This is a genomic window from Microcystis sp. M165S2, assembly GCF_020245885.1.
Taxonomy (GTDB): Bacteria; Cyanobacteriota; Cyanobacteriia; order Cyanobacteriales; family Microcystaceae; genus Microcystis.
In genome coordinates, this window is the sequence record NZ_JADBTZ010000337.1 from 1 (window position 1) to 20,269 (window position 20,269).

At 41.7% G+C, this 20,269-nt stretch carries 18 protein-coding genes and 1 tRNA gene; 8 read left to right on the forward strand and 11 right to left on the reverse strand.

Annotated elements, in window-relative coordinates; translation table 11 throughout:
- Window positions 1-46 (reverse strand): helix-turn-helix domain-containing protein (locus tag IM479_RS22770; protein WP_353737100.1); only part of this gene is annotated, 46 nt, incomplete at its 3' end.
- Between the two features lie 536 nt (window positions 47-582).
- Here IM479_RS22770 and IM479_RS16665 point away from each other — a divergent pair.
- The 5 genes from IM479_RS16665 to IM479_RS16685 all read left to right on the forward strand — a co-directional run bounded on the left by IM479_RS16665 (window position 583) and on the right by IM479_RS16685 (window position 4,647).
- A complete protein-coding gene (locus IM479_RS16665; RefSeq protein WP_287684955.1) occupies window positions 583-1,716 on the forward strand; it encodes a HetZ-related protein 2 in 1,134 nt (377 codons plus the stop codon).
- A gap of 238 nt (window positions 1,717-1,954) precedes the next feature.
- Window positions 1,955-2,113, forward strand: a complete 159-nt coding sequence (locus IM479_RS16670; RefSeq protein ID WP_002776561.1) for a hypothetical protein — start codon at window positions 1,955-1,957, stop codon at window positions 2,111-2,113.
- Between the two features lie 2 nt (window positions 2,114-2,115).
- Window positions 2,116-3,699: a cryptochrome/photolyase family protein gene (locus IM479_RS16675; RefSeq protein WP_287684957.1), complete on the forward strand. Its 1,584-nt coding sequence runs from the start codon at window positions 2,116-2,118 to the stop codon at window positions 3,697-3,699.
- A gap of 129 nt (window positions 3,700-3,828) precedes the next feature.
- Window positions 3,829-4,170, forward strand: a complete 342-nt coding sequence (locus IM479_RS16680; protein WP_002802447.1) for a translation initiation factor — start codon at window positions 3,829-3,831, stop codon at window positions 4,168-4,170.
- Window positions 4,171-4,179: 9 nt separating this feature from the next.
- Window positions 4,180-4,647, forward strand: coding sequence for a TspO/MBR family protein (locus IM479_RS16685; protein WP_287684959.1), 468 nt, complete (start codon window positions 4,180-4,182; stop codon window positions 4,645-4,647).
- Between the two features lie 348 nt (window positions 4,648-4,995).
- On the opposite strand, the gene cobM is transcribed toward IM479_RS16685, so the two are convergent.
- On the reverse strand, window positions 4,996-5,784 hold the full coding sequence (cobM, locus tag IM479_RS16690) for a precorrin-4 C(11)-methyltransferase (protein ID WP_286823613.1): 789 nt from the start codon (window positions 5,782-5,784) through the stop codon (window positions 4,996-4,998).
- A 215-nt stretch (window positions 5,785-5,999) separates the two neighbouring features.
- Here cobM and dnaB point away from each other — a divergent pair, with 215 nt between their 5' ends.
- The 3 genes from dnaB (at window position 6,000) to IM479_RS16705 (ending at window position 10,319) form a co-directional block, all read left to right on the forward strand.
- The gene (gene dnaB, locus IM479_RS16695; protein ID WP_079208108.1) at window positions 6,000-7,331 is read left to right on the forward strand and encodes a replicative DNA helicase; all 1,332 of its coding nucleotides are present in this window, start codon (window positions 6,000-6,002) and stop codon (window positions 7,329-7,331) included.
- Between the two features lies 1 nt (window position 7,332).
- A complete protein-coding gene (locus tag IM479_RS16700; protein WP_287684962.1) occupies window positions 7,333-8,910 on the forward strand; it encodes a glycosyltransferase family 39 protein in 1,578 nt (525 codons plus the stop codon).
- Window positions 8,911-9,002: 92 nt separating this feature from the next.
- Complete coding sequence (locus IM479_RS16705) at window positions 9,003-10,319, forward strand: family 10 glycosylhydrolase (RefSeq protein ID WP_287684964.1); 1,317 nt, start codon at window positions 9,003-9,005, stop codon at window positions 10,317-10,319.
- Window positions 10,320-10,718: 399 nt separating this feature from the next.
- Here the strand turns inward: IM479_RS16705 and IM479_RS16710 are convergent, their stop codons facing one another.
- The 9 genes from IM479_RS16710 to IM479_RS16750 form a co-directional block, all read right to left on the reverse strand.
- Window positions 10,719-10,853 carry a hypothetical protein gene (locus tag IM479_RS16710; protein WP_287079361.1) on the reverse strand — a complete coding sequence of 45 codons (135 nt, stop codon included), beginning with the start codon at window positions 10,851-10,853 and terminating at the stop codon, window positions 10,719-10,721.
- Window positions 10,854-11,052: 199 nt separating this feature from the next.
- Window positions 11,053-12,975, reverse strand: coding sequence for a S9 family peptidase (locus tag IM479_RS16715; protein WP_287684966.1), 1,923 nt, complete (start codon window positions 12,973-12,975; stop codon window positions 11,053-11,055).
- 168 nt (window positions 12,976-13,143) lie between these two features.
- Window positions 13,144-13,217, reverse strand: a tRNA-Pro gene (locus tag IM479_RS16720).
- A 92-nt stretch (window positions 13,218-13,309) separates the two neighbouring features.
- The gene (locus tag IM479_RS16725) at window positions 13,310-14,515 is read right to left on the reverse strand and encodes an FAD-dependent hydroxylase (RefSeq protein WP_287684968.1); all 1,206 of its coding nucleotides are present in this window, start codon (window positions 14,513-14,515) and stop codon (window positions 13,310-13,312) included.
- 311 nt (window positions 14,516-14,826) lie between these two features.
- Window positions 14,827-15,960 (reverse strand): tetratricopeptide repeat protein, encoded by a 1,134-nt coding sequence (locus IM479_RS16730; protein WP_287684970.1) that lies wholly within the window; start codon window positions 15,958-15,960, stop codon window positions 14,827-14,829.
- Window positions 15,930-17,165 carry a tetratricopeptide repeat protein gene (locus IM479_RS16735; RefSeq protein WP_287684972.1) on the reverse strand — a complete coding sequence of 412 codons (1,236 nt, stop codon included), beginning with the start codon at window positions 17,163-17,165 and terminating at the stop codon, window positions 15,930-15,932. Before IM479_RS16735 ends, IM479_RS16730 begins: the two co-directional genes overlap by 31 nt.
- A 30-nt stretch (window positions 17,166-17,195) precedes the next feature.
- The gene (locus IM479_RS16740; RefSeq protein ID WP_287684974.1) at window positions 17,196-17,555 is read right to left on the reverse strand and encodes a type II toxin-antitoxin system PemK/MazF family toxin; all 360 of its coding nucleotides are present in this window, start codon (window positions 17,553-17,555) and stop codon (window positions 17,196-17,198) included.
- Complete coding sequence (locus IM479_RS16745; RefSeq protein ID WP_002789196.1) at window positions 17,536-17,745, reverse strand: DUF2281 domain-containing protein; 210 nt, start codon at window positions 17,743-17,745, stop codon at window positions 17,536-17,538. The genes IM479_RS16740 and IM479_RS16745 overlap by 20 nt, the downstream gene beginning before the upstream one ends.
- 132 nt (window positions 17,746-17,877) lie before the next feature.
- On the reverse strand, window positions 17,878-20,269 hold a 2,392-nt coding region (locus tag IM479_RS16750; protein ID WP_287699501.1), incomplete at its 5' end, for a CHAT domain-containing protein.

The following is a 20,269-nucleotide window of genomic DNA, read 5'->3' on the forward strand; positions in this document are numbered from 1 at the left end:
CTTGTTCTGGTGTGGGGTAAAATCGAAACGAATAGGCTTTTTCCATGTCTCACATTTTAGCATATATTTGGTAAATGCGCTAGTATTTAACGGTAAAGCCGTCGTAGAACGACGGGGTTTCAGACCCAAAATTTTCGATGATCAGGGTAAGCTCATCTAATTTGGTATAAATTGTACTTGACAAAGATTTCTAAATAGGGTAGGGAACTCGCTATAGCACCGTCCTGCACCGCCAGTACCCAGACTTAGCCTCTGCTACTTATGTATAATTAGCCTTTGTCTAACTGTTGTTTATTAAAATTAATGGCTGTTCGTTACTCTTTATGCTAAATCAACATACAAGATGCCAAGACAACATACTGGTTCTTCATTACTTGGTATGGTTTGATCGGGGGGCATAAATCGACTAAATCCATATCTAGCAAGAGACTTAATTGATTAGTTCGTTCTAGTCGGGTGTTGGGTAAAATCGGTAGCGATCGGCTTTCTCCATGGCTCAGGTTCTAGCATATATTGTGCAAATGCGCTAATATTTAAACTAAAGCCGTCCTAAAAGGACGGGGTTTGGAACTCAATTTTTCGATGACGACAATAATCGACGAGTTAAGGCAACAATGGCAAGATCGCCTCTCGCAAACAGAGGATTCCTTAACCGATCGCCAACGGGAGACTATTATCAATTGGTTACTCGGTGAAGATAGCCAACGTTGGGAAAATTTAGATGGGAGAGATTTAGAAATCGCTAAACGGGGATTAGTCTATCTTTGGCAAATTTTGCGGCAACGCTATCTCAAAGTTAGTCCCACCCGCGCCTATCGTAACCTGATCGATCGTCTCGGCGCTTGTGTCACTCTCCGGCAAAAAATTCGCACTTGGGTTTCCTTAAGTCGCGATCGTCAGCAAGCGGTGGCCGATGTCTTGCAAGAAGTTATTCAAGAGATGTTAAATAGCGATCGCTATCTGCAATCCCAGTTAGCATGGATCGCTCGTTGTACCAACGATCAAGCTACTCGCGATCGGCTGGTGTTAGCCACCCTAGAGGAATACGCCCTGCGTCCGATCCGCAATCAACCCCTGTTAGCCTATCGTTTTGTTAATTATCTCCGTCGTCAAGCGAAAAGCGGTATCACTAATGTGCCGCGGGAAGAAATGATCCGGATTCTCTCCGATGAAATTAGTGGCGATGAGGGGGAAAATAACTTAAGTTTACTGGATCAAAATGCGATCGCTACCTACGAAGATGAACGCACTGGCCAAGAAGCGCAAATTCTCCGCGTAAAAGTTCAAGAGAGTTTTGCTAGGTATCTAGAGGAAAATGTTAGTCCGGAGGCGGTGACTTGGTTTAACCTCTATCTAGGCGGCCAAAGCCAAGATGCGATCGCCAAAGAGATGAATATTCCCATTCAAGGGATTTATCGTCTCCGGGAAAAAGTTGGCTATCATGCGATTATGGTTTTTGCCCTCAAGGAAGGGGCAGAATTAATCAGTGAATGGTTAGAAATCAGCCCGAAAGAGCATAATTTTGGCTTAACTCTCAGTCAATGGCAAATTTACTATGCAGCCCTTTCTCCCACGGGTAAAAGCGTTATCGATGGCTTAAAAGCGGGTAAAACCCTTGAGGAAATCGCCAGCGAATTAAACTGTAAACACACGCAAGTGGTCAAAGAATGGACGCAACTTTATCTAAGCGCCCAAAGTCTCAGGACAAAAACCTAATCAGTAATCAGTAATCAGTGATCAGTAATCAGTAATCAGTGATCAGTAATCAGATGCGAGTTTTAAGTGAGTGGTATTCAGTGAGAAGTATTATAGTCATTTCAGATAAGTCTGATACAGTCTAGACCGATCAAACCCTTATCAACTCTGGCATTCATATTCTCAATCTTAATTGAAATGACTATAAATGGCAGTTTCCCACTCCCCATCCCCTTTTTGATTTTTGACTTCAAGAAATATGTGGATTATTAGCAAAAAAGTCGGGGTATTTACCCATTATTTAACCCCTACGGGTACATTTACCCCCAGCATCGACAAAGCCAGTAAATTTTCTGCTCGGGAAATGGCGGATATTATGGCTAAAAAATACGGGGGAATAGTCGAGGCAATGAAATAATTATGACCATTGGTATTTGGATTTTAGGTGATCAATTATGGACAGGACAAGCGGCATTAGCTAATCGTCAAGCCTATGCACGGGAAACACCGGTTATTTTAATTGAATCCCACAATCATATTCGACAAAGACCCTATCATCAGCAAAAATTAGTTTTAATCTGGTCGGCGATGCGTCATTTTGCCGAAGAATTAAAAACTTTAGGATGGTCTGTAACCTACGAAGTGGCTGAAGATTTTGAACCGATTTTATCTGCTTGGATTGAACGATTAGGCATTAAAGAATTACAGATTATGATGCCTAATAATTTACCTTTTCTTAGATTAATCAAAAATCTGAATTTAGACTGTGTTATAACCCTAATTGATAATAATCACTTTCTCTGGACTAGGACAGATTTCAATAATTGGGCTAAATCTCGTAAAAGACTATTACTAGAGGATTTATATCGAGAAAGTCGTAAAAAATGGCAGATTTTAATCGAGGATAATCAACCGATAGGAGGACAATGGAACTTTGATAAACAAAACCGCAAACCGCCCAAGGATGGATTAAAAACTGCTGCTCCTCTTTGGTTTGAACCCGATGAAATTACCCTTCAGGTTATCGCTGATGTAGAAGCTTTAGATATTCCTAAATATGGAAAAATCAAACCTTTTCGCTGGGCAGTAAACCGCAGACAAGCTTTACAGGTTTTGGAGCATTTTATCACTAATTGTCTGCCTAACTTTGGCCCCTACCAAGATGCGATGATAACGGAAGAAGAAACCCTCTGGCATTCCCTATTATCCCCCTATCTTAATCTAGGATTACTAACACCGTTAGAAGTGATTCAAGCGGCAGAAATTGCCTATAAAAAAGATAATTTAGCCCTAAATAGCATCGAAGGATTTATCCGTCAGGTGTTGGGATGGCGGGAATATATGCAGGGAATTTATCATTATCTGGGAGAAGATTACGCTAATCATAATTGGTTTGAGCATCAACAACCCTTACCGGCTTTCTTTTGGGATAGTAATCAAACCGAGATGAATTGCCTCAAACAAGTATTATCACAGGTGGAAAATACCGGTTATGCCCATCATATTCAAAGATTAATGATTTTGAGCAATTTTGCCTTAATTTTTGGTTGCTCTCCCCCAGCAGTTGAGAACTGGTTTCATAGTGTTTTTATCGATGCCTACGATTGGGTAATGCAGACTAATGTGTTGGGAATGGGACAATTTGCCGATGGGGGAATTCTCGCCTCTAAACCCTACGCCGCCTCGGCCAACTATATTGATAAAATGAGTGATTATTGTCGGGGTTGTGTGTATAAAAAAAATGAACGAGTCGGGGAGTTTGCCTGTCCTTTTAACTTTCTTTACTGGGATTTTTTGGCACGACATCGAGAAAAATTAAAGTGCCAAGGTCGAGTTAATATGATTTTAGGTCATCTCGATCGAATGTCGGCAGATGAACTTAATCAAATGCGCTGCCAGTCCAACCAATTAAGAGCTATCAGTTGTCAGGAGTCAGGAGTCAGGAGTCAGGAGTCAGGAGGTGATAGGGAGATAGGGTTTTGGGGTGATAGGGTTTTGGGGTGATAGGGTTTTGAGGTGATAGGGTGATGAGACAACTTCCCCACTTCCCCACTTCCCCACTTCATAATTCATAATTCATAATTCCCATCTTCCCACTTCCCCACAACCAAAACCCACTATGATAATTGCTATATGAGTAAATCTAAGGAAAAAAACCGGATTGCCTATCAGGAATTTGGAGATCAAAGTAATTCCCAAGCTTTTGAGCGTTCCATTCCTGAATTACCCCCGAATCAGCAGAATTTGCGAGTACAAACCTCCCGCTCTGGTCGTGCGGGAAAAACCGTTACCATAGTTACAGGTTTTCAATGTCAAACCGAAACTCTGACTAAATTATTAAAACAGTTAAAAACTGCTTGCGGAACGGGTGGTACAGTTAAAGAAAATGCCATTGAGATCCAAGGAGATCATCGCCAAAAAATTCTACAAATTCTCATTGAATCGGGTTACAAAGCCAAAATTAGCGGAGGATAGCTAAAAATCATGATTCCCTCTTGGTTGCTTATCGGTGTCGTGGGATTTTTGGTCGCGTTAGGTGGGGGATTACTTAATTCTCGGGATGTACGTTGGTTTGCGCGATTGCGTCGTCCCGATTGGTTAACCATTGAAAGATTAATCCCTCTTATCTGGACAATTATCTATATTTGTGGGGCAATTTCTGCTTATTTAGTCTGGGAAGCGCAACCGGCTAATCGCTGGTTTTTGATGGCTTTTTATCTGTTGGTGGAATTGACTATTACTGCCTATACTCCCGTCACCTGTAAACTACGCAGTCTCAAAGCGGGAACGATTATCGGAGGTACGGGTTTTTTCTTGGGTTGTCTTCTGGCGCTATTGGTTTTCCCTGTTTCTTCTTGGGCGGGCATCCTACTCCTACCCTACCTGATTTGGAGTCCGATCGGTACCTATGTGACTTGGGAAATGATCCATCTCAATCCTAGGGATGTATAGACAGGTAAAGTGGGATAGGTTAAAAATTAACCCATCCCACAGATCTTATTGCCATCTACCAACTTGAAAATCTAGACTGTTTTTTCCGCTCTAACTCGCTCTACCTTTACCTTGCGAGGACTGGAGCAATCAAGGAAGTTAGGAACCTCCTGACGACAGTGAGGACAATACCAATAGGCACGACCAACCCCAAGGTGACGAAGGGTAATTCCCGAACACATAGGGCAGCTGTGCATGGATTGTTAGACTAATTTTAAACGTTTTTAAAATTGTCTTACCTCCTGAAATAATCCTAAACAAAATCGCCGCTCTTTAACTCTGACTTTAGGTATATTTCCCAGAAAATACCTAGGGATGAGGACGGAAAAGATGGGAATGTTGCGGGTGATAAAGTTGCGATCGAGTTCCTGTAATCTGGTTTAAAGCGGGACTAATTAGATAAAGGGTAGTTCTAGTTAAATTTTCTCGATGGGTTAATTGGGCCATCTCTGACAGGGGGACAACCCAGATTTTTTCGTCGGGCCAACTGAGACGGAAACAAACGGCCACCTGTTGCTCTGGCTGGTAGTATTCTAGGAGTTTTTCCTGGGCTTTGTCAACATGACGGGCGGCTAAATATAGGCATAAACTGGCTTTATGGGCGGCTAAAGAGGCTAATTCTTCACTTTCTGGCATAGGAGATGCTTTCCCTTCCACCCGAGTTAGAATAATTGTCTGGACTAATTCCGGAATCGTTAATTCTAGGGCCAATTTGGCCGCTAATCCTTGAAAGGCACTAATTCCGGGGATTAGCTGAAAGGGGATATCCGCTGCTGTCAAAAGATGAATTTGTTCTTGGATGGCACTATAGAGACTTAAATCCCCCGATTGCAGTCGCACCACCGCTAAACCCCGACGCACGCGATCGATCATTAAAGGGATAATTTCCTCTAGGGTGATGCTACTGGTGGGAATTAACTCGACATCTTTACGAGTGTCCTCAAGAATCTGTTTGGGGACGAGGGAATTAGCAAAGAGGATAACATCGGCTTTTTGGAGAATTTTATAGGCTTTTACCGTCAATAATTCTGGATCTCCTGGGCCAGCACCAATAAAATAGACGGCCGGGAGGAGAGGAGAGGAGTCAATTAAAGTCATACTAAATCCTGTTTAAAAGGGGTGTGGGGTGTGGGGTGTGGGGTGTGGGGAAGGAAACCTCTTTCATCTGTGGGGGTGAAAATTTTTTCATCGGGACTGACTCGGAGAATACTGTCTCCTGAATACTGAATCCGATTATTAACCTGAACATTTGTATTTAATTACGGTGAAACTGACTATACAATATTAATGATAAAGCACGGTCAGCATTGACAATGATTAGCGATCAGTCCCTCCCCCCCCAAAATATTGAAGCGGAAGAATCTATCTTAGGTGGTATTTTACTAGATCCAAAAGCGTTAGGTAGAATCAGTGATTTTTTAATTCCAGAAGCTTTCTATGTGAAAACCCATCAAGATATTTATCGTGCGGCGCTTGCTTTACAAGGGAAGGGAAAACCGACGGATTTAATGACGGTTAGCAGCTGGTTACAGGATAATTATCTGCTGGAAGAAATCGGGGGAATGCCGCGATTGTTACAATTAATTGAGCGCACTGTCTCGGCTGCCAACATCGATCGCTATGCTGAATTAGTGATGGATAAATATATGCGTCGTCAGTTAATTTCCACCGGGGGAGAAATTATTGAGTTAGCCAGGGATACGACGCTAGAATTAGAAAATGTTTTCGATGAATCGGAACAAAAGATTTTTCGTCTCACCCAAAAACGACCCCAAGAGGGTTTAATTTTTCTGGGGGATACTTTAATTGAAACTTTTAACGAAATTGAGAAAATGCAGGAGACGACCACTCTACCCGGTATCGAAACTCAATTTTATGATCTCGATGCGATGACCAGTGGTTTACAACCCTCGGATTTAGTTATTATCGCGGGTAGGCCTTCCATGGGAAAAACTTCTTTTGCTCTTAATATTGCCTATAATATCGCTCAACAGAATTTACCTGTGGCTGTCTTTAGTTTGGAGATGTCCAAGGAACAATTAGCCCAACGTTTGTTATCGAATGAGGCTAAAATCGAAAGTAATCGGATTCGCTCGGGCCGTTTGGGACAAAATGATTTAGAGAAGGTTCTCGGGGGACTAGAAAAGTTATTAAATTTGCCCATATATATCGATGATAGTGCCAATTTAAGTGTAATTCAAATGCGTTCCCAAGTGCGGCGTTTACAGGCAGAAAAAAAGGGGCAAATGGGATTAGTTTTAATCGATTATCTGCAATTAATGGAAGGGGGAGGTGATAATCGTGTTCAGGAACTTTCTAAAATTACCCGCAGTCTTAAGGGTTTAGCGAGAGAAATTCATGCTCCTGTCATTGCTCTTTCTCAGTTAAGTCGCGCTGTGGAATCTCGCAATAATAAAAGACCGATGATGTCCGATTTACGCGAGTCGGGATCGATCGAACAGGATGCGGATTTAATTATGATGTTATACCGAGATGAATATTATAACCCCGATAGTCCCGATCGAGGTGTGGCCGAAGTAATTATTACTAAACACCGTAACGGTCCCACCGGCACAATTAAGCTACTTTTTCAACCAGAATTTACCAAGTTTCTTAATCTTAAACAAAGTCGCTCTAATTATTAAAATGAAAGCAACTATTAATTATAAAACTCCCAATTGGCTCTTAATACTTTTGGCAATTATCCTAACTCTCGGTGTGGTTTTTCGTTTTGCGAATATCGATAAAAAAATCTATTGGCACGATGAATCCTACACCACCATTAGAACCACTGGTTATCAAGCAAAGGAAATCGCTGATACTATCTTTCAAAATCGTCTTTTATCTACCACAGAATTAGGAAAATTTCAGCAACTGAAACCCGAAAGTAATGTTGTTGATACAATTAAATCTCTTGCTAAAGAAGACCCTCAACATCCACCTTTATACTTTATTATCTCTCGCTATTGGGAAAAAATATTCGGTTTTTCTACCGTTTCTTCCCGCAGTTTAGCGATTGTTTTTAGTCTTCTCTCCCTGCCATTTATTTACTATCTATCCCTAGAATTATTTGCAGCAAAGTTAACGGCAATTTTAGCAGTAATTTTATTGGCACTCTCTCCAGTTGATATAATATTTGCTCAAATGTCTCGTCAGTATAGTCTTTTAGTTTTGTTAACTATAATCAGTCAATTACTGCTGTTAAAATGTCTCAAAAAAAGAACTATTGTTAATTGGTCTTTATATACCCTATCTAATACTCTCGGACTCTACACCCATCTCTTTTTTATTCTCAACTTATTTGCTCAAGCAGCCTTTATACTTTGGTATCTTGTTATGAAACCAGAGCGAAAAAATAACTTGATATTTTTCCTTTTATCTGGGTTAACAATGATGATTTTATATATACCCTGGTTACAGGTTTTCTTAACTAACTCTCAAAGGGCCTTTAACTCCACCAGTTGGGCTGCCGTTAACTATCTCGATTGGGGATTAATCAGTAAATTATGGATTCTAGGTTTTACCTGTCTATTTAGTGATACCGACTTCGGTTTTAATAACATCTTCACCTATATATATAGACTGTTTTTTTTAAGCTTAACTATCTATGCTTTTTATCGAGTTTATCGCTATAATAACCCGATAGCTTTTACTTTTCTGATTACCTCAACCCTAGTGCCTTTCCTAGCTTTAGTCATTCCAGATATAATTTTTACTACCACTAGATCAACTGTCACCCGTTATCTAATTGCATCCTTTCCCACTATCTATATAACTGTGGCTTTTTTCTTGTCACAATTGCTTAATCAAGGTAAAATTTTAGGTAAAACTATCTTGATTTTTTTGTTAACTGCTAGTATAATATCGAACTTTAATAATGCTCTTTCCGAAACCAGTTGGGCAAAAGTTCCTAGTTATTGGAATGGCGAAGTTGCCAGAAAAATCAATGCTGTACCCAATGCCATTATTATCAGCGACGAAGGTAATGACTGGACTAACTTAGGTGATTTGCTTTCCCTTAATTATCGTCTTAATTCTGATGTACAATACTTCCTGACTACCACTCACCCCGATACCGATAAGTTAAAAGAAGTCCTAGAAATTCCCCAGGTCAACTTATTTCTTTTTCGTCCTTCCAATCGTTTATTACTTGCCTTAGATCAATTCGATATTCGTCTTGATTATTTCTATCCTCAAGGTCAATTGTGGCGAGTGAAGAAATAGGTAAATATATATTTTGGGTCAATCTAGCCTGAAAGAGTTGAGCAAAGCTGGTATTATAACCAGTTAAAACCGTTAATCTTCATCTTAAAGAAATGACTTTTCTAATTCCGATCAGCGTTTGGCGGCAAATTCTTAAAAAGTTCCCTATACTACTATTCTTAGCATCTTTTCTCATAGTCCTACTCTTAGGCTATTTTTCTGCCGCTTTCTCTCAAAGTCGAGATCCTGATATCCGCGGTGTTTGGATTACCACCAACGACACAGCGATGCTGATGGACAGGGATAAACGACAACAAGCGATCGAGCAATTAGTTAATCTTAATTTTAATGCTATCTATCCCGTGGTTTGGAATTCCGGTTATGCTCTCTATCCTAGCGCGATCGCTCAACGGGAAGGAATACAGCCTTTTGTGCCTACGGGAGCGCAGGGACAAGATATCTTAGCAGAATTGGTGGAACAAACCCGTGGAAGGGGATTATTAGTCATTCCTTGGTTTGAATTTGGATTTATGGCTCCTCCCACCTCAGAATTAGCCTTAAAACATCAGGACTGGTTAACCCAAAAACGGGACGGAGGGACCACTTGGGTAGGGGCAGCCGGGGAGGTGGTCTGGTTGAATCCTTTCCGTCCCGAGGTGCAGAATTTTCTGCGGGAGTTAGTCTTGGAAGTGGTGGGACAATACGATATTAACGGCATCCAATTCGACGATCATCTGAGTTTACCCAACGAATTCGGCTATGATCCCTATACTATCGCCCTTTATCAACAGGAAACCGAAAAAACTCCCCCGGCTAACCCCCGGGATCCCGAATGGACAAAATGGCGGGCCGATAAAATCACCGCTTTTCTGGCTAATCTCAAAGAATCAATTGAGGCAATTAAACCGAATATACTGCTTTCGATCGCCCCTAATCCCTACGAATTCGCCTATAATGGTCATTTACAGGATTGGCTCGGTTGGGTGCGGCAAGGATTAGTCGATGAGTTAATCGTACAGGTTTATCGTCCCGATCTGCCCAGTTTTCTCAAACAATTAGAGCGTCCCGAAATTCAGGAAACCCAGCAAACTATCCCCACCGGTGTGGGAGTTTTAACCGGTTTACGCAATCGACCGATTGCCCTACCCTTTATTGAAGAAAAGGTGTTGGCTGCTCGTCAACGGGGTTTAGGGGTGATTTTCTTCTTTTATGAAAGTCTCTGGCAGCAAGCTTTCGAACCTCCAGAAACCAGAAAAGCGGCAATTCAAGCGATGTTTTCGCAACCAATCACTCCCCGTCTTCCCGTGGTGGAAAATATTCCCTTAGTTAGTACGCCTGAACTGATTGACCAGCCAGGACTAACCCCCACACCTCCCCCTTTAGCGCCGGACGGTATCGAAATTCCTGTAATTCCCCCTCCGGGTAGTTAATAGCAATTTTTGCCCACAGAGTCAATGCCACTGGCCGCTTGAACCCCCCCCTGAACGGGTAACAGTCCTAGCTGGAGTGATATACCTGGACTTCCCCGTTGACAAAAAGCCATAACCTGTGCTGTAGGAGGGATTAAGAGAATTTACGATACCCCGTTACTGGGTACAAATCAGGGAAACCCCTAATAAATCTAACGCATGATTGTTGCAGTTGGGTCGGTCGAGTTATCTTAGAAAAACGATAACTTTCCTCTCTAATCGTACATTCTACTGTATTCAAGCAAATCGTCCCCAAGTCTTCTGTACAAAGTCCGAAAACTATGCACAGGGAGGTTCTCTTGATTCCGTTTTTTTCTCTCTTTAGACTGAGCGGATTCACTGCGACTCGCTTTAATCACATTAAGCAATTAATCTTTCGTCTGGATAATCTTCACTCTCAAATTCCACTAAGTTTACCTGCTCAAATAATCCTAATTGAATCACTTCTACTTCCGCCAGTTTCCGAATTTGAGGCTTAGTTAGGGTTTGCGGCAAAAAGTTTTTCGGTGGTGGTAGGGTGTGGGGTGTGGGGTGTGGGGTGTAGGGTTTTACCGATTTTCAGGTGGTCAACTACCTAATTTTCAGGGAAAAAGTACCTGAATTTTCCCCTGATCACTCCCAGTCCGGTACTTTTTGATTGACAAAAAGTCTAAAAGTCTTACCCAACAAGGTTTTTAGATTTATTCAGCAGACCCTACTTAATTTCTACGGGTTCTAAATTATCAGCAGGAGTAAAACCAAAGAGACGGGAATAGAAATAAAATTCTGCATCTAATGCTCGTTTTATCGATTCAGCTTGACGAAATCCGTGTTGTTCTCCCGCAAAGGGAACGTAAGCAACGGGTAAACCTTTCGCTTTTAAAGCTTCTACCATCATTTCCGCTTGATTGGGTGGAACCACTCGGTCTTCTAAACCTTGGAAAAAGATCACCGGACAGGATAACTGAGCGGTAAAATGAATAGGCGATCGCTGATAGTAAATTTCCTTTTCTTGAGGATAAAGTCCCACCAATTTATCTAAATATCTCGACTCGAATTTATGGGTATCGTTGGCTAAAACCTCTAAATCACTAACTCCGTAATAACTAGCTCCTGCTTTAAAAGTATCATGAAAAGTTAAGGCCGCTAAAGTTGTATAACCACCGGCGCTGCCTCCAGAAATTGCCAATCTTTCCCCATCGACTAATCCCTGATTAACCAAATATTTTGCCCCGTTGATGCAGTCTTCCACATCGACAATTCCCCAATTTCCCTGCAAACGCTGACGATATTGACGACCATAACCCGTACTACCGCCATAATTGACATCTAGATAGCCAAAGCCGCGACTGGTCCAGTATTGCACCCGCAGACTTAAACTAGAGGTCGCCGCAGCCGTCGGTCCACCGTGACTTTTGACTAAAAGGGGCGGTAATTCGCCATTGGGGGCGGTATAATCGGGGTTTTTGGGGGGATAATACCAAGCATAGGCCGTTAGTCCCTGACTGGTGGGAAAAGCGAGCATTTCCGGAATCGAGAAATAATCGCTAGAAACAGTTAAATTACTAGAAGATTTGAGAATTTCTCTAGTTCCTGTGGCTAAATCCATTGAGACAACCGCCGTTACTTCCCTGAAAGAACCGCCAATAAAAACTATTTTGTTATCGCTAACTTGTAGGGAAGAAATGTTAGTATCAGCAGTAATAATTTCTTGGAATTCTCGATTAAGAGTATCGATACTTCCTAAATACCAACGGCCATCTTTTGTATAGCTACAAATAATCTGGGATTCCCCAGCAAAGCCGTAGTTAGATAAACCAAAAACCCAATGAGGGTAGGCAAATTCAGCATCAATTGGTTCGATAACTGGTTCGATTTGTTCATCGTGTTTAAAGCAATAAAAGTTCCAGAAATCATTGCGATCACTGGTAAAATATAACTGTTGATCGGCAGACCAGCGCGGTTCACACACCGACTCATTTTCACCCCCAGCAATGACCCGAATATTACTCAAATAAAGATTATTAATATCGGCCACCCAAAGAAAAGAACTATCCCAGGGCATATTAGGATGATTCCAACTAATCCAAGCTAATCGAGAACCGTCGGCACTTAAGCGAGGAGAGGTATAAAAATCATCGCCTGATACTAAAGTTTCTATTTCTCCCGTATCTACATCGATGCTGACAATACTATTAACTGGTTCCCGATCTTTTTGGCTATGATCTTCACAAATACAGATTAAACGATTGCGAAATTCATCGAGAATTAAATCCGCATAACGACAGGAATTTTCTCGGGTCAGAGGTTGGGGTAAACTATCAGCAGTTTGGCGATAAATTCTTTGATCAGCAAAATTACAAAAATAGATAATTCCGGCAACAATTAGATAGGAACCTCCCCCGTATTCATGGACACGAGTTCGCACATTAAAAGGCACTGGAGTGATGTCTGTAGTTGTGCCGTCGGGGTTTAATTTAACTAAAACATTTCGCCCCTTTTCCTGTGGTCTGCCTTCTAACCAATAAATATCTTCTCCATCTAGAGTTACACCACCAAGACTAATCGATGCTGCCACAATTAGATCGGAGGTAATCGGTGATTTCCAGGAACCGTAAGCTGATATTTGATTAGACATTTTCTACTACAGCAGTGATCTTAATGGTGAGGTACGAGGTTTTCGTTTTCGGGAGTCGGTCGTCTTATCTTGATAAGAAACGCTGATAAATTCAGGAAATTCCGAGTAAACAGGACAAAATAGGGATTGCTAGTGAGCATCCCTACCTGACTCTATGTTTTTCTGCAATCGGAGCGGCGGGATTCGAACCCACGACCCCTACTACCCCAAAGTAGTGCGCTACCAAGCTGCGCTACGCCCCGATATTGAACCTTAACCATCATAGCGATAATCGCGACATTTTGCAAGCTTTTTTTTTCTTCCTTTCTCCCCCATCCCCGGAATTAGCGGCCAGCTATCTAGCTAATTGGGGAATACGTCCTTTTAATCCCGTCATTAATTGCAGGGCAAACAATTTCAACGGGGGGAAACCACGCATAATTGCCAATCCTAGACGACGGATGACAACGATGGGCGGCCAGTTATTGGAGAACAAGCGATCAAGAAAATCCGTGAAGCCTAAAATCGCTAAATTCTCCGATCTACGCCATTTTTCGTAGGATTTTAAGGTAGAAAGCGCTCCTATATCTTCTTGCTTTTCCGCTGCTTCCTTTAATACCTGCGCTAAAGCGGCCGCGTCGCGAATGCCTAAATTTAAACCTTGACCACCGACGGGATGACAACAGTGAGCGGCATCACCAATTAAAGCCAGTCGGGGTTTAACATAAGTATCACTCTGCATTAACTGTACGGGAAAGAGAGCGCGGGGGCTAACTAATTCTAGTTTTCCCAGTAATCCCCCCGTATATGCTTCTAATTTCTTGATAAATTCCGCTTCGGGCATTTCTTGCAGTTTTTTCGCTTCTTCATGGGGATTTGTCCAAACGATCTGACAGCGATTACCCTGGAGCGGTAAAATGCCCATCGGACCTGTGGGCCAAAATCTTTCAAAGGCGGTATCGTTGCGATCGAGTTGATGTTTAATGGTGAAAGCGACACAGGATTGCCAATATTTCCAACCTTTGGTTTTAATTTGCGCCCCTTGCCGGATAGCGGATTTGGCTCCATCGGCCCCGATGACTAATTTTGTGGTGATTTTTCGGGTTTGACCGGCTTCTTCCAGGGTGACAGTCGCAGTTTCTCCTCCGTACTCCACTTCTAACACTTTGGCAGGGGATAACCAGTCAATGCGATCGCAATCTTGGCTGGCATTGTGCAGGGCGGTTAGAATCACTTGATGTTCGCCCACATAGCCCAAATAATCGGTTTTTAGCTCATCGACCACAAAGGGGACAAAAATCGGGTAATCGGCATCAGAAAGGCGAATATGACTAAATTTACCGATACTGGGCGAGATTTTATCCCAGATACCCAAGCCTGTAAAAATCCGGCTCGACATCAACGAGAGGGCATAAGCTTGACGACGGCCGGCAGCCACCTCTAGGGGGCGTTCCTCGATCATAGCGATATTTAATCCTGTATTTTTTAAGGCCACCGCTAGGGTGGTTCCGACTATGCCGCCCCCGACAATGATTAAATCGTAGCTGTCCCGTCCTAACATATAAATATTTTTCTCAAAGATAATCAGTGACTACACTGATCTATTCTGACACGATTTTCGGGGTTGCTGTCGGGTTTGATGGTCTTCACCCCACCTAGCCATTGATAGACTTGAAAGGGTTTTGTCCGTGGTTGAGAGTTTCGGGTTATCGCTCTTCCTGGACTTCTGGAAGGGCGATAACAAGCGGCTACAAGCTCTGTTAGCTGATGCTCCTGGGGCGCCAGTCTTCTTGGATACCCCGACTTGGGGCAACAACCCGAGAAGTTGGCTAAAGACAAAACCCGCAACAGCTAGACTACTCTTTTTTTAACTTAAGGCAAGCTTTCTATTAATTGGATCACAAAGTTAGCCCTTGCAGAATCGCCTAAAGTTAGATAACCTTCTCTGGCTTTACTGTACCAAATCTTGGCTTGATTATTATCTCCTAAAGCTGCATAAACTTCTCCTAAACCAAATTGAGCTAAGGTTTTTTCTTCTAATTGTTCTGGTATCTGAGCTAATTCTATCGCTTTAAGATAATGATTGGTAGCTAGATTAGCTAGGCCAATTTGCCAGTACAAGTCAGCTAAGTTTCTCTCGATGATTGCTGAATTTTGACCCTGTTTGATGGTAGTTTCTAGAATAGTGATCGCTTCACTGGTAAGATGATAAGTTGCTAGGGATTGGGAGGATAAAACATAGTTATTAAAAGTTGAAGTCGGTAGGGTATAAGTTCCATAAAAATCGGCTAATATTAATGCTTTAGTTTGCTTATTTATATTTAATTGTTCTATTTTATTAACTTCGTCCTGTATGGTTGCAACTTCTGAGGAATGTAACCTGATAAATTCTATTTTAGAAGCTTTATCTTGCTCGGAAGACTGTCCCCCATCGGTTTTAATTGTCACAGAATAAGGAATACCGGGCTGAAAAACTGGTGTTCCGGGATAGGAAATTTGGGTTTGAGAAACTTGCTTTTCCCAGATAATCCTCTGTGAATCCATAACTTTTATTGTGTAATATCTCGTTTGGGAAACTTCATTCCAGCGCAAAATGGGGGTATCTGTCAGTATCAGGGTGTGACGGGGTGAAATGAGATAGGGAATGAGTGCATTTGTTCCTCCTAAAGAACCTGGGGGTGGGGGATTTTTGGCTTTTAACGCTTCCCAGATGGGGCAAATTGTCTTTAGTCCAGAAGGTACACCTGAACTAACTGGGCGTTGTTGTAAATCGGGACATAATACTGTCACCCTAACACCCTGAAGAGGAAAAATTTGATCGCCTTTGTTTAATTCTGTATTAATAGAAACGGGTTTAAATTCAGTCCAATTTTGTCTTTTTAGCTTGACGATACCAGTTGTTGATTCAATTCTAGCAGGCAAGGCTATCCCTTTAGCACTTTCTAAAAATAGGGTCAGCATTCCTGTGCTTAATCCTAATAGGATGAGTTGGGTTTTGGTGAGCATTTTTGTTTCTCCCGGTTTGCTAGACATTGTTGTGCTTGTATTCTCCAGCTATCTTCGTCAGGATTTAAGCTGTTAGCGTATTGATTACAGGTTTCCCATTCTTTTAATGCCTCTGTTTGGTTATTTTGGGCTTCTCTTACCTGCGCTAGTAAACAATGAGGGGCAGCACTATTTTTATGTAATTTAATCGCTTCTAATAAAGCTGTTTCTGCCCCTGGAATATCTCCTTGTTTTAGCGTTGCCCAACCTAAATTTTTCCAGATAGCAAATTGGGTTTCTTGATCTAATTTTGGCTCGGATTGGGCTTTAAGTAAGAGGTGAACAGCAGCAGGATAATTTTTATTGAGAATATGTAATCGAGCTAGATTATTAATAGCGGTAGTGTTACCCCCTTGTATAGCTAGTATATATTCTTTTCTAGCTAAATCAAAATCCTGTAATTCTTCGTAGAGTAATCCTAAGTTAAAATGTGCCTCAGCGTCATCTGGATTTAAAGACAAAGCTCGTTGATAATCTTCTTCTGCACTGCTCAAATCTCCCTTTTGATAATGACTCCAACCCCAATGATTATACCAGGTGGCTACAGTTGGTAAAGAGAGTCTTAATCCCCAAATACTCAGCATTAGTAAAAAAGATAAACCAGAGCCAATTTCTTGCCAGTATTGTTCTTGAATCCCAAAGCGTGCCAGTAAGTTTTTTCCAGTTTCTTGTCCAGTTTTAGTTAAGACTCCTCCTGCGGCAAGTAAGGTTAATATACTTTGAAAACTGATTAAAACACCTCCCAAAATATCACTTCCCCCCGAAAGAAACCGCGAGCCAATTTCACCAATTAATCCTAAAGAAATTGTCAAGAAAGTAACAGAAGCTCCATTTGCCAATAAATCGTATTTGTGCCAAGAAGAATCAATTTTAGGGACTTCAAGTAGCCACCACCAATTTTTAGTATCGGGATTAAAATCGGGACGTAATTGGGCGATTATTGGGGCGATTGTGGCTTGTTTTTTCCTAAGAATGTTGTCTAATTCTTGGAGGGTATTTAGGATATTATCAGTAATTAAATAGGTTTCTGTTAGGGCTGTTTGAATGCGATCGCGTGCTAGTAAAATATTAAGAATTTGGGCTTCTGTTGGTGTAGGATGCTCTTGGAGAATTGCGATCAAATCTTGATAGGTTTTTAGGTCTTGTTCTAGAGATGAATTAGACATAGGCTTAGAATACTTAGAATAGTGATTTTCTTAAAGTAAACCTAGAATTGTTCTTAACGCTGTTTCTAATTCTTCGAGATAAGGATTGTCTAAATGTCCCATAACTCGAATAATTCTTGACTTATCTATGACTCTAATTTGCTCGCACAGTGCTACTGAATCTTGACTTAAACCTGCTATACCTTCTGGAATAAAAACATGAGAATCAAGTAGTTTGCGCCGGATTTTAGTGGTTAATGGCACAATAATAGTATGAGGACTTACGCCATTAGCTCGATCAATTTGTATGATGATTACAGGTCTAATTCCTGACTGTTCTGTGCCAATGACGGGGTTGAGGTCGCAAAAAGCTACATCACCACGAATAACGCTACCATTTGATTTCGCCACGAGCTAATTTTTCTTCATAATCTTCTAGATTTGACAAATAATCTGAAAAATCGGATTCTGCGATTTCTACGAAATCAGAAAACTGCTGATTGTACTTTAAGGTAAGGAAATCAATAAAGTCATTCACTTCTTCAACTAATGACTCTGGAAGTTGACGAATTTTGGCAATTGTAATATCTTGGACTGTCATGATTGAGAATTGTTCTTGAGAGTGGGGTACTAAAGCGCAACTACAAACTGATCATAGCATTTTTGAGCAGGATTTTAAAGATTTATCTGATAACTAACAACTGATAACTGATAACTGATAACTGATAACTGATTATAATCCATTGCCAATGAGAATAAAAGGTGCCCAGTAACGGGGATGGCTGAGGCGATTTGCTACGTCCGATGGCACTCCTTCAATAGGTTCTATTTTAATACTACCACGCCGCTGCTCATCGGTTGGGTTATTACTGGTAATCAAGGCAATTTGTGCCTGTTGTAATGCCTCTGTTTTACTCAATTTACCCGTCCTCAAAGCAGCATAAAAAGCATTCATCAAAGCTTGTGTACCGCCATCATCAACACTCCATAAAGAGGCAATAACTGCCCTTGCACCTGCGGTTTGTAGTCGATATCCTAACCCTAAAATTTCGATTCCTGTGCCGTAATTACCCCCTAAACCTGTCTCGCAAGCACTTAAAACAATTAAATCAATATTTTTAAACCGCCAGTTTTTCATTGTTTGTAGAGTCACCACTGTCCCATCTCCAAAAAGAACAAAAGACTGTTCTGGAGTTCCCACCACAAAGGCTGCATGGGTGGCAAAATGGACGACAGTACAGCTATCCAGTAGGGGAATAATTGTTTGATTGAAGTCTTTATCGAAGTATTTAGTAGTAGGAGAAACGGTCTGTGCTAATTTATCTACCTCTATACCCGCAAAAGGCAACCCATTAAATTTGAAGTCTTGTCCCTGATGTCGAAACTGATAGCTGCCCTTAACGAATGCCGCCGCTAAAATGTGCATTTTCGGTTCGGGTTTGGTATTAAAATCAGTCAGGGATGCAGCCGTAATATTATTAACCCGGTAGCGTTCAATTAACCACTGTTTGCCGTCGTATAAAGCCGCCAGAGGAATGTAGCGCAGTTGTCCATCAGGAGCATAAATAATCGTTTTTGCATCGGCAGTTTTTAGGTTATTTTCTAGGGGTTTAATCAGCCATTCATAAAGCTGTTGGGCTGGCTTTTTGGCATCCAGATTAGGATTTTGTAAGGCTTCCCGGAAAGCGCGAATAGTTTCGTTTAGTTCTTTTTTGCTGACTTTTACGGTGTGGCGGACGGGAGGAGAATCAGCAGTGGTGAGGATGATTTCTAAGCGGTCATCAAAGATAATGGGGTAGATAAGGACGGCATTTTGTTGGAGTTTTTTGAGATTATCAGATAAGCCAATTAAATTGTCTAAATTATTCAGGAGATCGGCGGAACGGGTTTGGGGTTTGAGTTGGTTAATTAAGGCTAAAACTTCCGGACTTTCGATAAATTTATTAAACTCAGCCACAATTTGTTCCTGTTGTTTCCAGAGTTGGAGGAGGCGTTGTTCTTCTGAGGGAGTTAGTTTGCCGTTGAGTTTTTGTCGTTCTTGCAGTCGGCTGATTTCTTGGCCAATTTCTACTGCTTTATTAAGAATTGCCTCAATTCCCTCGTCTATTTTTTGTTCTGGCGGTAGTTTAGGAACTCCCTGTTCTGTATTTGTATTACCGCGCACTCCCCGCAAATAATCGTCTAATTCCTGTACTTTTAACAAATCTAACACCCGTTGCGCTTCCAGAATGCGGTCTTGTTGCAGCAGCAAGTCAGCTAAACGGCGGTAAGTATTGGCAACAGTTTCGGTGTAGGTTTGTTGCAATTCTTTGGGGAGTCCTTTAATATCGCCCCTGAGAGTTTCATAGACGTTAACCGATTGTTTGTAGAAGATAATCCCTAGTTGAGGTTGGTTTTGTTGTTGCAGTAAGTAACCAATATTATTGAGAGTAGCGGCTTCCCCAGAGCGATCGCCCACCGCCCTCGATAAGGGTAAGGACTGTTGGTAGTAGTCTAAAGCCTTCTGTTTCTCCCCTAAATCATCATAGACAAAACCAATATTATTGAGAGTAACGGCTTCCCCCGTGCGATTGCCCACTGCCCGCAATAAGGGTAAAGCCTGTTGGTAGTAGTCTAATGCCTTCTGTTTCTCCCCTAAAGCATCATAGACACGACCAATATTATTGAGGGTAATCGCTTCCCCAGAGCGATCGCCCACCGCTCGCCTTAAGGGTAAAGCCTGTTGGTAATAGTCTAATGCCTTTTGTTTCTCCCCTAAAGCATCATAGACACGACCAATATTATTGAGAAGTCTGGCTTCCCCTGCGCGATCTCCCACCGCCCGCGATAAGGGTAAAGCCTGTTGGTAATAGTCTAATGCCTTCTGTTTCTCCCCTAAAGCATTATAGACAGCACCAATATTATTGAGAGTGACGGCTTCCCCTGCGCGATCTCCCACCGCCCGCGATAAGGGTAAAGCCTGTTGGTAATAGTCTAATGCCTTTTGTTTCTCCCCTAAATCATTATAGACAAGACCAATATTATTGAGAGTGACGGCTTCCCCTGCGCGATCTCCCACTGCCCGCAATAAGGGTAAAGCCTGTTGGTAGTAGTCTAAAGCCTTCTGTTTCTCCCCTAAATCATTA

Excerpts from the sequence above, each read along its gene's own strand:
- IM479_RS16700 (WP_287684962.1), top strand. The coding sequence starts at position 7,333 with ATGAAAGCAACTATTAATTATAAAACTCCCAATTGGCTCTTAATACTT.
- IM479_RS16685 (WP_287684959.1), top strand. The coding sequence starts at position 4,180 with ATGATTCCCTCTTGGTTGCTTATCGGTGTCGTGGGATTTTTGGTCGCG.
- IM479_RS16725 (WP_287684968.1), bottom strand. The coding sequence starts at position 14,515 with ATGTTAGGACGGGACAGCTACGATTTAATCATTGTCGGGGGCGGCATA.
- IM479_RS16680 (WP_002802447.1), top strand. The coding sequence starts at position 3,829 with ATGAGTAAATCTAAGGAAAAAAACCGGATTGCCTATCAGGAATTTGGA.
- IM479_RS16735 (WP_287684972.1), bottom strand. The coding sequence starts at position 17,165 with ATGTCTAATTCATCTCTAGAACAAGACCTAAAAACCTATCAAGATTTG.
- IM479_RS16745 (WP_002789196.1), bottom strand. The coding sequence starts at position 17,745 with ATGACAGTCCAAGATATTACAATTGCCAAAATTCGTCAACTTCCAGAG.
- IM479_RS16730 (WP_287684970.1), bottom strand. The coding sequence starts at position 15,960 with ATGCTCACCAAAACCCAACTCATCCTATTAGGATTAAGCACAGGAATG.
- IM479_RS16675 (WP_287684957.1), top strand. The coding sequence starts at position 2,116 with ATGACCATTGGTATTTGGATTTTAGGTGATCAATTATGGACAGGACAA.
- IM479_RS16715 (WP_287684966.1), bottom strand. The coding sequence starts at position 12,975 with ATGTCTAATCAAATATCAGCTTACGGTTCCTGGAAATCACCGATTACC.
- dnaB (WP_079208108.1), top strand. The coding sequence starts at position 6,000 with ATGATTAGCGATCAGTCCCTCCCCCCCCAAAATATTGAAGCGGAAGAA.
- IM479_RS16670 (WP_002776561.1), top strand. The coding sequence starts at position 1,955 with ATGTGGATTATTAGCAAAAAAGTCGGGGTATTTACCCATTATTTAACC.
- IM479_RS16705 (WP_287684964.1), top strand. The coding sequence starts at position 9,003 with ATGACTTTTCTAATTCCGATCAGCGTTTGGCGGCAAATTCTTAAAAAG.
- cobM (WP_286823613.1), bottom strand. The coding sequence starts at position 5,784 with ATGACTTTAATTGACTCCTCTCCTCTCCTCCCGGCCGTCTATTTTATT.
- IM479_RS16665 (WP_287684955.1), top strand. The coding sequence starts at position 583 with ATGACGACAATAATCGACGAGTTAAGGCAACAATGGCAAGATCGCCTC.